At 43.1% G+C, this 16,100-nt stretch carries 6 protein-coding genes; 3 read left to right on the top strand and 3 right to left on the bottom strand.

Annotation, left to right across the window (positions count from 1 at the left end; translation table 11 throughout):
- Positions 1-33: 33 nt before the first annotated feature.
- Positions 34-1,761 (bottom strand): tetratricopeptide repeat protein, encoded by a 1,728-nt coding sequence (locus tag AAA970_RS17165; RefSeq protein WP_338238120.1) that lies wholly within the window; start codon positions 1,759-1,761, stop codon positions 34-36.
- 264 nt (positions 1,762-2,025) lie between these two features.
- On the opposite strand from AAA970_RS17165, the gene AAA970_RS17160 reads away from it, so the two are divergent.
- Positions 2,026-2,283: an acylphosphatase gene (locus AAA970_RS17160; RefSeq protein WP_338238119.1), complete on the top strand. Its 258-nt coding sequence runs from the start codon at positions 2,026-2,028 to the stop codon at positions 2,281-2,283.
- Between the two features lie 12 nt (positions 2,284-2,295).
- Entirely contained in the window at positions 2,296-10,173 is a 7,878-nt protein-coding gene (locus AAA970_RS17155; RefSeq protein WP_338238118.1) for a S8 family serine peptidase, read from the top strand.
- Between the two features lie 238 nt (positions 10,174-10,411).
- Here the strand turns inward: AAA970_RS17155 and AAA970_RS17150 are convergent, their stop codons facing one another.
- Positions 10,412-11,779, bottom strand: a complete 1,368-nt coding sequence (locus AAA970_RS17150; RefSeq protein ID WP_338238117.1) for a hypothetical protein — start codon at positions 11,777-11,779, stop codon at positions 10,412-10,414.
- A gap of 246 nt (positions 11,780-12,025) precedes the next feature.
- Positions 12,026-13,258 (bottom strand): IS256 family transposase, encoded by a 1,233-nt coding sequence (locus tag AAA970_RS17145; RefSeq protein ID WP_338238116.1) that lies wholly within the window; start codon positions 13,256-13,258, stop codon positions 12,026-12,028.
- Positions 13,259-13,741: 483 nt separating this feature from the next.
- Here AAA970_RS17145 and AAA970_RS17140 point away from each other — a divergent pair, with 483 nt between their 5' ends.
- On the top strand, positions 13,742-15,832 hold the full coding sequence (locus AAA970_RS17140) for a glycoside hydrolase family 97 protein (protein WP_338238115.1): 2,091 nt from the start codon (positions 13,742-13,744) through the stop codon (positions 15,830-15,832).
- Positions 15,833-16,100: the final 268 nt, after the last annotated feature.

Below are 16,100 nucleotides of genomic sequence, written 5' to 3'. Positions count from 1 at the left end.
TCTCCTCATTCGAGATAGCCTCTTTTTATTGCTTTAATAAGCTCTTACGAACTCCATCAGATCCTGCTCGTTTTCCAGTGCGATTTTTTTGCGAATCCGATATCTTGTCATATTAGCAGATCGGTAGTCAATATTCAATACATTGGCAATATCCTTGGTGCTGAAATTGGCCCGAAGGAAAGACATAAAGCGGAGATCATTTTCGGTCAGTTTAGGGAAATCCTCCTTAAGCCGTGCAAAAAAGTTGGGGTGTGTTTTTTCAAAGTGAATTTTAAACTGCTCCCAGTCTTGTTGCGGATTTAAACACCCGTCAATTTGCTTATTGATCTGTTTTATAAGGTTTTTTTGATCTGCATTTTGAAGGGTCAATTGATTTACATTTTGCTTCACTTGTTGAAGTACTTTGTTTTTGTTAATGAGGTGAATCGCATTGGAAGCCAATTCTCTACTTTTTGAAGCCATAGTTTCCTCAAACTTTTTTTGCTGTAATTCCCGGATTTTCTTTTCTGCATAAACACTTTCTTCCAATCTCATTTTTTGAATCTGAGATTTGTCATAGGTCGCCTTTTCCAGATTTTTTTGTTTGATCATTAACACATAGCGGTAACAAAGGATGATGATCAGTAATACCCCAAGCAAAACTCCGGCAAAAAGTAGGTAAACCCGACGCTTCTGCAATTCATTGTCTTTTTGTAAAATACTGATTTCTTTATCCTTGATGGCGGCTTCAAATTCATAGTGAAGGGTCGCTAATTTGCGGATTTTATCTACCTGATAAACACTGTCCTTTAGGGTGATATAGGAGGAGAAATCATCTGCGTACTGTCTGAAATTCTCTTTTTTACGGGATATATCCGCTAATAATTTAAGGGCACTGATTTTGGTATGAGAGCTGATGTTTTCCAAATTTCGACGGAGGTATGTTTCACATAAATCATATTTTTCTAAATCATAATAGATATTGCCCAGTCCGATTTGTGCCTCCCCGATAATTTGGGGGTAGTCCGCTCCGATTCGTTCGGCCTCTCTGAAGCAATGTTCGCTCTTCAAATGTTGTTGTTTCTTGCGATATACTTCTCCCAAATTCACCATAATATTAGCCTTCCCATAAGGAGTGGAGGTAAGGGAAATGAGGGAATCTGCTTTCAGTAAGTGGTCTTCCGCCTCCTTAAAATTTTGATTATTCATTTGGCAAACCCCAATATTGCTGTGGATGTAGGCTTTACTTTTTCCGGAGCTTGAAAGCGCTAAGGCATTCTGGTAATAATAAATGGCTTTTTGGTATTCACTGATAATTTCAAAAATACTCCCAAGGGCGTTATAGATTTTTTGTTCTTCATTGGGGTTGTCCTGTTCTTTCCGGATTTCCAGACTTTCAAATAAGTATTCCAGGGCCTTGTCAAATACATTGAGCTGAATATCAAATAACCCCAGGTAATACAGGACAGCGGCCTGAAGATGGGAATCTGACTGTTGAGCATACCCCCTGGCAAGTAGCATACAATGCTTTCCTTCCTGCCACCTCCCTAATTGGCCCAGGGTGGAGCCTGCCTCTAATAACCAGCGGCATTTTTGATCCAGGGAGGGGAGGGAATCAGTTATTTGTTCAATTTCAGCGATTAAGGCTATGCCTGACGTTTTATTGGAGTTTGGAAAACGTTGATTAAAATTTAATTCATTCGCCCAAACAGAATTTGAATAAAACAGAAGTAATATGCTGATGAAAATGTATAGTGGAAGGGTAGATTTGGATTGCCTCATACAGTAGATTGGGGTGTGTCTTTTACTTTTTATTGAGCCGGCAATTAATGCAAAAATTATCCTTAAATGAAACGTGATTCTTCCACTGTATACAATGTCTGACCATATAATATATGTCTACAAAAGCAATAAAGAGCTGTAAGTCAGCGTTGAGTGTTTGTTTTCTATCCTGATTTGTATACAATATGTAGATGTTGATAATTATTCAAAAAAAATATCAAATGTTAATTTTACCTCATAATATTTAGAATAATTTAATCTTTTATGAAAGTCATCCTGACCGGATCATTTACGAATACCGGTATTTTGTTTCATTGTTTAAAGCAATTATCCGCCACCAGTATCAAAGGGTTTGGAGAGGAGATTTCCGATGAAAAAATCGAGCTCCATCTGTCCGGGCCACAAGCAGAAGTGGAAAAATTTATGCGCTGGTGCAAATCCGGTGAACATCATTTACCTATAAGTAGTGTTGAAGTTTTTCCTTCAGAGGAAGAATTTCAGGAAGAATTCTTTATCATTTAATCCTTAACTTTTATGAAATCCTTTTTTACCTTTTTCAGGATACTACTCTGTAGTATTTTGATGCTTTATTTGTCCCCTTTGAGGGCAAAGGCGCAATACACTCCCGAGAGTGTCGTGCCCGGAAAAATCCGGGTCAAATTTAAGCCGGAAATGCAGGCTACTCTACAAGCCCTCCCATTGACCAATGCTCAGCGTACTGCGGGAGTGCAACAAATGGGTATACAAAGTGTGGACAAGGCATTATCCAATGCGAATGCCAAAAACATGAAGCGTGTTTTCCCACCTGCAGGGAAGTTTGAAAAAAAGCACGAGAAATACGGTTTACATCTTTGGTATGAGATTGACTTTGATCCAAGGGTATCTGTCGATGCTGAAATGACTTATTTTCAGGATCTGAATGAATTCGAAATCGTAAAACCTATACTGAAGAAGGTGTTGAGTCCGTCGGAGCCGGTGATTCTTTCCAAAGAACAAATGGAAGAGGTTACCCAAAAGGCGCAGCAAAATGGCAATATGCCTTTCAATGACCCTTTATTGCCGATGCAATGGCATTATAACAACACCGGTCAGTATGGAGCCACTCCAGGGGAAGATGTCAACCTTTTTAAAGGATGGGAGATTACAGCAGGTAAAGGAGACATCATTGTCGCGGTAGTGGATGGCGGTATTGATGTTCGTCATGAGGACTTACGTGCGAACATGTGGGTCAATGAGGCAGAGCTGAATGGAACCCCGGGAGAGGATAGTGATGGTAACGGCTATATTGATGATGTCTACGGCTATAACTATGTGTGGGATCAGGGGGAAATTACGCCGCATTATCATGGAACGCACGTGGCGGGTACCGTTGCTGCGGTGAACAACAATGGTGTCGGAGTTGCGGGTGTAGCCGGAGGTACTGGTAACGGTGACGGAGTGAAGATGATGTCAATCCAGATTTTTGACGAAGTTGACGGACAAAAGTTTGCCGCCTACGCTGGCCCTGGAATAGTATATTCGGCAGATATGGGGGCTACAATTTCTCAAAATAGCTGGGGGTATCAAGTTCCTGATGTCGTTGAGCCGGAGGAATTAGCCGCTATTGACTACTTTATTGCAGAGGCAGGATTGGATGAAAATGGTAATCAGGTGGGCCCGATGGTCGGTGGTATTGTCATTTTTGCTTCAGGTAATAATGATTCCGATGCCCAGTATTATCCGGGATGTTATCCGGGCGTATTTGCGGTATCTTCCTTAGAAGCCTATGGTAACCGTTCCTATTTCTCCAACTATGGGGATTATGTCGACATTTCTGCTCCTGGGGGAGATATGCGCTATGATGCTTACCATGGCGTGTTGAGTACCATGCCAGGAAATGCTTACGGGCATTTGCAAGGAACCTCTATGGCCTGTCCACATGTCTCTGGTGCAGTAGCCTTGTATTTGTCAGAATATGGAGGCCCGGGTATGACGCCTGACATGGTGAAGGACCGTTTTGTAAACTCGGCCGCTCCAATGCCGGGACTTGATCCCGCTTATGCTGGTCAAATGGGTCAGGGACAGTTGGATGTGTATCAATCTTTAAGAGTGGTAGCCGATAGCCCAGTGAATCCTGTTGTGGATTTAACGGTGGTGGATAATTCGCAAACTTCCCTGACGATGGAGTGGACCATTCCTACCGTGGAAGGTAAATACCCTCCCAATAGCTATACCTTGCATATTTGGGATGCACCATTTGTGGATAGCGATTTGGATCAAATCCATCAAATGACCATTAAGGTAGCTGGAAATCCGGGGGAGAAAGGTGTTTACACGATGAACAGACTATCTCCGGAAACCGCTTATTGGATGGCCATACAGGCGATGGATCCGCTAGGGAATAAATCGGACCTCTCCGAGATTATTACGGCTTCCACCACCCCTTTACCAGTGCTGGAATTGGATAAAAATTTGATTCAGTTTTTTGTAGATGTTTCCAATACCTCAGCGGTAAGTACTAATTTGGTATTATCCAACACGACGGAAGGTTCTACTCCCTGGATTGCCAATCTATATGAATATCGACATGATGAAGAAGCCGGAAGTCCTGCACCTTCCATGTCGCCTTTGGTAATAATCCCACAGGATACCCTTGCTGCCAAAAATGTAAGCAGAGGGCAGGCATTGCAGTTGGTAACTTTGGCCAACGCACAAAAGGAAAGCAATGAAATCACACCACTAGATAGTGGCGTTCCTGGGGCGGAGAGACAAAAAAATGGTCCCATTGGTCGTTTTGAAGATGCCCTTTGGCAGGATAATAACGGTAGCGCGGGAGATGCCTATTTACCAGGCCTGAATGGTTTCCATATTGCCTCTAAGTTTACGGTTCCAATGGGACAGGATGATTTCCTTTTGACCCATGCCGGAATATTTGCCGCCTTTTTGCATGAAAATGAATATCCGATGGAGATTCAGGTCAGGACCGCTGGTATTGGCCCTGGAACGGGCGAAATACTTTATTCGGGTCAATATGAATATGCAGGAATCGGGATGATGGAGGAAATCTTTGTGCCTTTGGAAACTGCTATTCCATTTGAGGCCGGGGAGCAATTCTATATTACCTATCGTTTTGATCCACGATCTAATCCGCTGGTGCAGGTAGATTTAATGTGGGGACCTGACCGTTTTACCCAATATATCGGTTCAATTGACCCTGATTATGGCGAGGAGGTTAATATTCCGATTGAAAGCTATTTTGAGGCAGTAACGATGAAAATCCGTGCCTATGATTTAGGTAAGGGCCGGACATTTTTGGCGAGCCTTTCTCCTAATAAAGGGGAGCTGAACCGAATTTCTGAGCAGGAGATTAAATTAGATATGAATGTCGCCAAACTCCGCAATGGAAAGCATACCGGAGAGTTGGTTATTCAAAATGCGGGCAAAACGGTAAAAAGTGAGGTGGAGCTCAACATTATTGGCCAGCCTGAGGAAATGAAGCTTGCCAAAGACTGGCTGGATTATGGTAATGTCTTTTTGGAACGCAGAGATACACTACAGTTGGCATTGATAAATAATGGTCTATCTGATGTTACCATTCAGTCCGTAAGTTCAGATAATGAGGTATTCTACCCCGTATTTGATGCGCCATTTTCCATCGCTCCGGGTAAACAAGTCAGGTTAGCGGTCGTTTGTCAGCCGATGGAAGTCGGGGAGTACAATGGCAATATTACCATTAACAGTGATGATCTGCAGTTAAATGCTTTGGTTTCTGCCTTAGGAATTGAAGGCTCGGCCCTGAGCTATACGACCAATGGTACGGAAATGACAGTGGGGCACGGGGAAACGACTACTTTTGAGGTGAGTCTGACCAACACCGGCGCTTATCCTTTATCATTTGAATTGCCGCAATTGACGGAAGACCATTTGGGTGAGGTGAAAGCGGAGACTTATACCTATAAAAGTAACTATGATCCTCAGGGACCGGAAACGGGTGTTTGGGAAGATATTTCCGCTAACGGTCAGGCGATTGGGCAGGATATTATGAGTCAATCCGTCAATGCTTTGGGGATTGATCTGCCATTTGAATTTCCATTCTATGGTGAGTATTATTCACAAATTTATGTTGGTCTTTATGGTTTCATCATGTTTGAAAGACCATCCAAGCCAGAGAATTATCCTTATGAACTGCCCTATCAATATGGACCTAAAGGCATATTGGCCGGTTTATGGATGAGCACCAAGTTGGGTGATGATTCGGAAATTTATTACCAGGCCTTTGAGGATTACGTGATTGTGCAGTACGATCATGTTTATAAAAACTCATTTTTAGAAACAGAAGATGCTTATACCATGCAAATGGTATTGTATAAAAATGGGGAAGTAGAATACAGGTACAAGGAGATTATTGGCGAGCTTTCCAAATATGCTTGTATTGGTTTCGCTAATCAGCAGCGAAATAAAGGGGCGACAATGGTTTACAAGGACCCAAAGGTCAAGGCCGGAGATGCTTATCGTATTAGCCCGCCATCAGTGAAAATGTTTGCCGCCACTACTGCACAGTCTGGAACAGTTGGCTTGGATCAGTCCACTACCATTTCGGTAACCGTTGACCCGATGTTGGAACCTTTAACCGATGGCCTTCATTTTGGATACCTTAGGGTTTTGACCAATGCGGTAGGAAATGAGGAAGTCATCATTCCTGTTGAGGTGGACTTCAATGGATTAGCAATCGCTGAAATTTCTACCGATGCCCTGACCTTTAAGACCACCATGTTTGGTCGTGAGCATACAGAGGTGATCGCCCTGAAGAATACAGGTTCAAAGGATTACTTTGTGACGGATATTGAAGTGGATGCGGAGAGTTTTAGCTCCAATGCACAGTTGCCTTTGCGGGTAAAGGCCGGTGAAGAGGAGTTAGTGGAAATTACTTATGCGCCTGTGGCAGTAGAGGATATTTCCGCTCAAATGAGTCTGCATACCGATGCACCTGAAGGCGTTTTCACCCTGAATTTAACAGCTGCAAGCTATGCCGCTCCTGAAATTGCCGGGGGAGAGGAAGTGATCAGAACTTTAGCACCTTTTGCAACCGAAGATATTTCGGTAAGTTTCCAAAATGCGGCTGAAGGCGATGAGGCTCCACTGGATTACCGGATTATGCCTACGTCCTCTACCAGTTTTTTACAAACCGATTTGGTGCCGGAATATCGTTTACGAGAATATAATTTTGGATATACTTCCAGTGATAATGAATTTACCGATGAGGTAAGCTATGACTGGGTGGATATTTCCGAAACCGGAAAAAGATTGGCCTTGCTTCCTTCTTCCTATTACCAGACAGAAGAGCTGCCATTTAGTTTTTACTTTTTCGGCAAGGAATATGACCGGATTTTTATTATGCCTTCCGGATTTATTTCTTTAACGACGGAAATATCCCTGACTCCATCGATGAATTACCCGGACCCTTATGCCGGAACGCCATATGTAATCTCGGCTGTGGGGCAATTTTATATTACCCTACCGGCTATTGAGAATGATTACGCAGGTATCTACTTTGAGGCTTTTGAGGATTATGCGGTTATTCAGTTTGAGCAGGTGCCTTATTTGGATGGATTCCGTCCATGGGAGAATACCTTGTTAACCTTTGAGATTATCCTGCATAAGGATGGAAAAATCAAAATGCAGTATAAGGATATGGGACGTTATAGCAATGTTTATGATGTGGCCATTGCAGCCCATCGTGATAATTATGGTTTACTGCACAGTACCCGCTCAAATCACAGCGGAGAAGTGGACCTGTTGAAGCATGGAGGTAAAGAGGTGGCGGTAGAATTTTATCCACCTATTCACGGTACCTTAGAGAATGGGGAAGAGATTCAGATTCCTTATCACCTTAATGCCGCAGACAAAGCTAAAAGATCTTATTCGGAATACCTGACGGTCTATACCAATGATCCGAAAGCGGAGCGAAAGACGATAAAAGTTACCATGGAGGTGGATGGAGAAGCGCAATTGGCCCTACCGGAAACGATCGACTTCGGGCCGCTGGCAATCGATCAGCGGGAAACCCCTGAAGAAGCAATCATTGCTTTCAATCTAAAAAATGAAGGAAATGATGCGATAAAAATTCTGGGTTGGTTCTATGAAAGAGAAGAAGGAGTAGTTTTAGAGAGTCCTTATTTCACAATTAATCGATTGAAGGGCAGTTGGCCAAGACAGGACGAGGAGGGCATGTTCTCTTATGCGCAATATTTGAATGCTTATGACAGCATCCCAATGGAAGCCGTAATCACCCCTGCGGAATTAGGAACTTATGTGGACAGTCTGACATTTGTTGTGGAGTTGAATGGGGAGATGATCTGGAGTAAGGTACATTTTGAGGCAACTGTAATTGGTGCTCCGGTCCTAGTGAAGGACGAGGAGCAGACGACCTTCAGTCTTTTGGCTACTGAATCCGCTCAAACCAATGTGCAGGTTTCGAATGAGGGAGATGGCGCTTTGCGCTACCATACAGCGGTAACTTATTTCCGCCAGGATCAACCTCTTCCTCCCTCGCAAATGGCCATTTCGCAAGCCATAAAGCAACCGCTGTTCTCGAATGTTCAGGCGCAAAGTGTGGAAAAGGGAATTCATTCTTTTAGTGGTAGCGAAGCGTTTGTGGATAGCTTATATCTGAATCTACCGACCGCCACTTCTCGTAAGGAAATTTTCTTAAACGTTCCGTATAACCGATTGATCAACAAGATGGTCAATGATAAAGAGGAAGCCTTCCTGATGAGTCATTTCGGATTTAACTTCAGAAATGCACCGGCAGCTCAGGGAGTGATTCAGTTGGAAATCTTAGTAGGGAGTGATGATCCTAATACTGCGCAGGTATTGCATACGCAGCGCTTCAATGCCACTGCCTCTGAAGACACCTATTGGGGGCAATGGGAAATGCTGGAGTTGAATACCCCGGTTACCATTAATGCTGGTGAAACCTTCTTTGTAGCCTTAAGCGCTCCGGAGGAGATTTATGGGGCCTATGGCCTTTGGGATGTGCCGGAATATGATTCGGAATATCCGAATAGTATTTATTGGATTGATCCGGATACAGGTCTTTGGACCCCTGCTACAGCCAGATATGAGGGAGCATTCCTGAAATGTGCTGCCTATGCCACTTCCACATTGCAGTGGTTAGATTTAATTGCGGCTGAGGGTGAAGTAGAAGTAGGAAATACGACTACCGTGACGGTATCCATGGATGCTTCCAAAGCCGGTGCTAAGGATAACTATGCGATGGTGACTTATATGACCAATGAACCTTCTGAGGAAATGGCACAAACCACCTTCCACTTGTATAAAAACACAGCACCGAAATTTAACAGTGGTTTGTCGGTGGTGAAGATGAAAGAGAATGAGGAGCGGGCGGTGACCCTGGAAATTTTTGAGCCGGATCAGGACGAGATGAACTGTAGTCTGGTGAAAGGATTGGAGGGCAGCACGGTGGAAATTACGGACACCAATACACTTTCGCTGAACATTCGCACTGATTTCGAATCTGTAGGGACACATGAGTATGAAATCCAGTTGGCAGATGCTCATGGACAAAGTAGCACTTTTGGCTTTACTTTAGAAGTAGAAAACGTCAACCGTGCCCCCATCCCAACCACCGAAGAAACCTTCTATCTAGTAGAGAATCAAAACCATCAGTTGTTCCAAATCACGGATTTCTTCACTGATCCGGACGGACAGAAAATGCAGTTGGTGGACGTACAGTTGGAAGGAACTTCAGCTATGGTTCAGGTATTGGATGAAGGCATCAACTTCGTTTCAGTAAATGTGGGCGAGGGCGTATTGCATATGACCGTAACGGATGGCGAGGATAAATCTTCTGTAAGCCGAAAGCTGGTGGTTCAGGCCAATGAAGCTCCGGTGCTTGTTCAGGCTTTACCCAATGTGGTATTGTATGAAGCCGAGGAAATGAGCCTGGATTTGATGGAGTACTTCATGGATCCGGAAGATCAGAAGTTAACCTTTACGGTGGAAATCGAAGCGGACTGGATGGAGATCGTCATTGATGAAGTGGGAATGATGGAGGTATCAGCGCTGAAAGAAGGTAAAGGGATCGCCATGGTTTATGCCACAGATCCTTACGGCTTGAAAGTGGGCGCACCGTTTCAGGTAGAAGTGGTGAGTGAACCCCTATCCGCTCAGGATGCCAGCAGTTTGAAGGTTTATCCGAATCCTGCTACTGATCAGCTGACGGTGTACTCAACGGCATTGAAGTTTGAGCATTTCGACTTGGTTAATGCGCTGGGTGCAGTAATGATGGAGGGAACCATCATGCAACAGCAACAAGAGATATCACTGACGAATCTTCCGACAGGAGTTTACTTATTAAGGTTGACAACTGAAGGAGGAGAAATAGTGGTTAGAAAAATTATGAAGCAATAATGATGAAAAAACCGGTTGGTCAATGGACTGACCGGTATTTCAATTACCGCATTAATACTGTTCAATAAGCAAAGGCCATCTCCAGAAAAGGGGTGGCCTTTTCTGCTTGTCATAAGCATCTTTATAGTGGCAGTTTTGGACCACAATATCCTTTTGTGTGTTTTGCCTACAGGAGTAGGGCTCACTTTGACTGGTTAGCACTAGGCTGTCGAAAATCCTTTAAAAACGAGTATCCAATTTAGGCGACGAGTAGTTCCCTTTGCATGGCCTGCTCCACGGCATCAGGCCTTTTGATATCTTCTACCTTAACGGTCGAAAACTGGTGAATTAGCTCATTAATTTCATTTTCCTTAATGAAAAACAGGGGAATGGTTAGCATGTGGTTAGTGAACATTTTCTTAGGATGCTTACTCATCTTAGATTTGTATTTTCCGAATACACTTTCAATTATTGCGCTGCAACAAAATGGAATATCCCCTTCATACTTCTTGCGCATATCGAGCAAATATTGGTAGATTTGATTAGCAAATTTTTTGGGTTTCTCTCTAATGACTTCTGTTAGAAGATTATTCATTTTAGAAATAGACTTTGTGGTGATTCCCTCGGATCTGCAAATTTTAAGCACTCCTTTGATCATTGGTGTTATTGCCTTCAAATCACTAATAAAGTCTTTATGAACGTGGACATTCATCAGGTTTTGAACCGCTCCCCGAGTATTCATGGCAATGTGATCCAACTTGTGGACAATGGTTTCCACCCACTTGAGGTACTCGCCAATTTGATGAAACCTGCAATGAGACCTCACCTTGGGTGGCGCTAAATCAGCATAATCTCCACAGGCCAGTAACTTTCGAATATCACCTACCCAATGGATGAAATTGAGATAACTTTCGTCTTTTTCATACAAGTTCTTCAACGTTCTAGCTACCTCATGTGTGACGTCAAAAATATGGGGTATGCACAGTAATTCAGCGGCTTTTATGAGATTTGAACCTTTATCACTCAATATATATTGTACATGCATATTTGAAACTATAGGTGCCAATTCATTATGGATAATTTCCCCGGTCCACCCCTTTTTAGCTCCTAAATAAACTAAATGACAATCTTCAAAACGTAAGGGTTCCTGCTGTTCTGAAAATGACAAAGGTACGGCAAGTACCAGAAATAACTTCTTACCATTAAAGGTAATACTCTCATCATAAATCAACACGCAGGCTTCCTTTTCATCAAATGTCTTGATCGCCTTAATTCCGGCTTTTTTCACCCAATAATCAACAGTGGAGTGGTCCGGGCTTTTGGTATTGATCTTCATTTGTTGAATGAAAAGGTGTAGTACCGTCTCTATATCCCGGAGACTCATGTTGGTTTCTGAGTATAATATGAGCGCCAGAGTCATGATGGCGGAGTAATAGCTATGATTCTTGACCTTTTCCCCAAAGAAAGTTTTTGCCATTTTGCACTTTTCTTCTTTAACTTCAAAATTATGGTGATCAATTTTTGGAGCCTGACGATGAATTTTCTGTCGATGCTTTCTTCGATTAGCTTTAGCGCTTACTTGCTTGTCTTTTGTTTTTGAGGTTAGTTTCTTAATTTTAGTCTTCAAAGCGATCCCGATTAGGTTAGATGGTGTTTAGCAACTTAAATTTAGCCTTTTTTTTGGAATCGCTTTTTTTTGATATTTTCGACAGGCTAGGTTAGCACTTTGCCAAATTACCCTGGGAGGAGAAATGCTGTTTTGCGGTTGGAGAGAACAAGCAGAGCATAGGATAAGTAAACTTGGGTACGGGCGAAATTTAGTGGAATGCTTTTGGGCGAGCTATGCCCAAAAGTGGTGTTCAGGAGGTCGAAGTTAAGCGGCCTGTTTGATCTCTTCGCCGTCTTTAAATTTAACTTCTCTGATTACTTTTTCAATGGTTTTATAGCCCCGTATTCGATTCCAGTTTTTCTCCGCACACATGCCGAGTTTGAATATCATATGGAGCATTCCGTCCCGATCCAGACAACCCTTTGATCGCTTCGTACGATGTCTGATCGTCCCAAAAGAGGACTCTATCGGATTGGTGGTTCGGATGCTTTGCCAATGTTCAGCGGGAAAGTCGTAAAAATTTAGCAATTCATCACGGTCTTTTTGTAAACAAATTGCAGCTTTTGGATACTTTGCCTCATAAGTATCTATGAATAAGTCAAATGCTTTATCTGCTTCTTCTTTGGTTTCGGCCATCCATATTTGATGGATTTTGTCCTTAGCCTTTTGTTGAGCCGATTTGGGTAAGCAATTCAAAACATTGCCAGTTTTATGCATCCAGCAGCGTTGCGCCTTTGTTTTAGGGAATTCTTCTTCCAATGCTGCCCAAAAGCCCAGCGCCCCATCACCAATCGCTAATTTAGGCGCATTCATACCGCGGTGTTTCAGTTCGAGTAATACCTCTTTCCAGCTTTGTTTTGACTCTCTGACCCCATCTTCAATCGCTAAAAAATGCTTCCTTCCCTGACTGTCAACTCCAATAACGACCAGTGCACAAAGTTTATCATCTTCCTTCCTTAGACCACTGTAGATTCCATCAACCCAAATGTAAGCCCACTTCTTGTCCGCTAAAGAGGCTTTTCGCCAGACATCGTATTCCTTTCCCCATTCTGTTTTTAAACGGGAAATAGTGCTGGAAGACAAACCGCTGGCTCCGGGGCCTAAGAGCGCTTCTAAAGCATCATTCATTTCCCCCGTTGAAATACCCTTGAGATAAAGCCAGGGTATCGCAGCCTCCAGTGATTTCGATTTTCGAACATATGGCGGAACCAGAACCGATTGGAAAGAAACCGGGGCTCCTGTTTTGGAACGAATCTTTGGAACTCTGACCGTTACCGGGCCAATACCTGTCTGAACTTCTCGTTCCGGCAAATGACCATTTCGGACTACTTCGGCTTTTCCATCAGCAGTTTTAAGGTCGCGGAATTGCTTTAAATACTCCTCCAACTCCGCCTCAACCGCAAGGCGTATGATTTCTTTGGCTCCTGCCCGAATCGTCTCTGTTAATAGATCGTGAGTTGCTTCCGAAATCGGTGGGATTTGATTAATTTCGCTCATGGTGGCAAATTTTTGGCTTGTTTTTTATTGGCGTTTAAATCAACCAATTTTGCCGCTATTTTTCAACCCTCAAACACCACTTTCGGGCATATCTCCTTTTGGGCTGTTTGATTTTTGAATTCGGATTTGATGGACTATTGATGATGGAGGGATTATTTTTGCATAAAAAAATGTGCTTCGTAAGTGGGCAGTATTCAGCTTCTTGTGGTTTTTGTGTGTCGATAATATCGATTATTTCCCTCTAGAATTTCTGCTCTGAAAGGGGGAGTTGGCTATGGTGAATTCAAATATTAAAGGAATGTCTATTGGCTTATTGGTTGAGTGGCTCTTAGGGAAATTAATTTAGCGGATTTTATCACTTATACAAGGTTTCTCCCTCGCTTTTAAATTCTTTACCACCCTAATGGCGCATGAAAAGTTCAATAAATCAATGTCAGATTAACTTATATTTCAGCGCAATAATTATAGAATATTTTTTTGAATATGAGATACTTTTTTAGTCTGCTAGCGGTGATGCTGGCCACTGCCTGTACCAGTCCACAATCTTTTGTTTTAAAATCTCCGGATGGGGCACAACAAATCAGTTTGAAGCTGGATGAAAACGGAAAGCCTTTTTATTCGGTATCCTCCAGTGATTTTGAAATCCTACAGCCTTCGGCAATGGGCTTTGAACTGAAAAACACCACACTTTCGGAAGGTTTTAAGGTGTTGGGATCGGAAACTTCCACCCATCAGGAAGAATGGAAAACGATATGGGGCCAGCGGGAAACGGTGGCGAATCATTATAATGAAATGGTGGTGCATCTGGAACAAAAGGCCTCCGGCATCAAGATGGATATAGAGCTACGGGCTTTCGATGATGGAGTAGCTTTTCGTTATGGCTTCCCCACTCAGGAGAAGCTACAGGATTTTATCATTATGGATGAGCTGACCAGCTTTAACTTCAGTGGAGATTATAAAGCCTGGTGGAATTTTGCGGATTTTGATAATTATGAAAAGGTCTATTATACCTCTCCCATTTCAGCCATTGGAGACAGTACTGCTTTTGAAAGACGACCGGATAAAGAGGAGCGACCAAATATGTGTAATACGCCTTTGACGGTGGAGGTGAAGGACGATCTTTTTGTGAGTATTCACGAGGCTGACCTGACGGATTACGCTGGAATGAACCTGGAAAACACCTTACAGGGGGCGAAGCTGAAGGCGCATTTGACCCCATGGCTGAACGGCGATTTGGTGCGTACCTCCGCTCCTATGCATACGCCTTGGCGTACGATTCAGATCGGAAAAAGTGCCGGGGCACTGGTGGAATCGGACATGATCATGAACCTGAATCCACCATGTGCCTATGAAAATACCGACTGGATCGAGACGTACAAATATATTGGTTTGTGGTGGGAGTTGCATATTGGCAAAACCGCCTGGGCGGAAAAGACGCAGTTTGGAAAACCGATCAAGCATCCACATGGAGCGACGACGGAGAGCTCGAAAGCTTATATTGACTTCGCCGCTGAACATGGTATTCCGGATGTATTGATTGAAGGCTGGGATAAAGGTTGGGATGATATGGAAGGTTCGTGGACGGGCTATGGCATTTTTGACTGGAAAACTTCTACCGATGATTTTGACCTGGAAGAGGTTTGTCGATATGCTAAATCCAAAGGAGTACGGATGATGATGTATCATGAAACCATCAGTGATATTGATCATTACGAACCGGCGATGGACAGTCTGTATAAAATGTGTCATGATTTGGGCATTAAGACCATAAAAGTAGGCTATACAGGTGATGTCAATTATGATTATGATACCAAGACTTACCGTCAGCATCATCACGGACAATATATGGTACGCCATTATAAAAAGATGGTACAAACTGCCGCTCAACATCAGTTGATGATCATTAATCATGAACCTATTAAGTTTACCGGAGAGCAGCGAACCTATCCGAACCTGATGGCGCGCGAAGGGGCGAGAGGACAGGAATATAATGCCTGGAGTGTGGGGAATTCTCCTCAGCATGGAGTGGTATTGCCTTTTACACGGATTTTAGGTGGGCCGATTGATTATACCCCAGGGATCTTTAATATGTTCTTGCCACAGAAGTCCTGGGCTAAATTTGAAGTGCGCGTGCGCTCGACCATCGCCAAGGAGCTGGCCTTCTTCCTGACATTATACAGTCCGATGCCGATGGCGGCGGATCTACCTGAGAATTATGTTGATAATCCTGCTTTTGAGTTTATTAAGCAGGTGCCAACTAACTGGTCTGACTCCAAAGTGATTAATGGGAAAATCGGGGAATATTTTACCATTGCACGGCAGGAGCGTGGTACGGATAACTGGTACCTTGGAAGTACGACCAATGAGGAAGCAAGGGATTTTTCAGTGCCTTTGAATTTCCTGAATTCGGATAAACGATATAAGGTAACGATCTATGGAGATGCCGAAGATGCGCATTGGGAAACTAACCCACATGCAGTCGAAATCCGGGAAGTGGAGCTTGGGGCTACAGATGTACTGGACATTAAACTGGCGCCGGGCGGTGGTCAGGCAGTAGCTTTTGAAGCGATATAGCATTGATATTCAAAAAATATAAGTTAGTTTTTTTATATTGCTAACGGCAAATCAAGCAGGCGATTTCCTTTGAGAGGTCGCCTGTTTTGCTGTGGTGGAGAGTAATTATTTTTTTGCCTTAGTGTCATGGGTATAGTAGTTTATTTATTGAGATCGCTTATTAGTATGCGATCGAGCATTTGATTTAGTATAAAGTTAATTATGACTGATTTAGTGGAGAATAATGTCATTAGAATTGCGGTTAGTTTTTCTCATATAATCGGAGGGT

Origin of the sequence: Persicobacter diffluens (assembly GCF_036244895.1) — a bacterium.
GTDB classification, from domain to species: domain Bacteria; phylum Bacteroidota; class Bacteroidia; order Cytophagales; family Cyclobacteriaceae; genus Persicobacter; species Persicobacter diffluens.
The sequence above is the reverse complement of the archived record's forward strand: the minus strand, read 5'-3'. Positions and strand labels throughout refer to the sequence as shown.

Excerpts from the sequence above, each read along its gene's own strand:
- AAA970_RS17165 (WP_338238120.1), bottom strand. The coding sequence starts at position 1,761 with ATGAGGCAATCCAAATCTACCCTTCCACTATACATTTTCATCAGCATA.
- AAA970_RS17160 (WP_338238119.1), top strand. The coding sequence starts at position 2,026 with ATGAAAGTCATCCTGACCGGATCATTTACGAATACCGGTATTTTGTTT.
- AAA970_RS17155 (WP_338238118.1), top strand. The coding sequence starts at position 2,296 with ATGAAATCCTTTTTTACCTTTTTCAGGATACTACTCTGTAGTATTTTG.
- AAA970_RS17145 (WP_338238116.1), bottom strand. The coding sequence starts at position 13,258 with ATGAGCGAAATTAATCAAATCCCACCGATTTCGGAAGCAACTCACGAT.
- AAA970_RS17140 (WP_338238115.1), top strand. The coding sequence starts at position 13,742 with ATGAGATACTTTTTTAGTCTGCTAGCGGTGATGCTGGCCACTGCCTGT.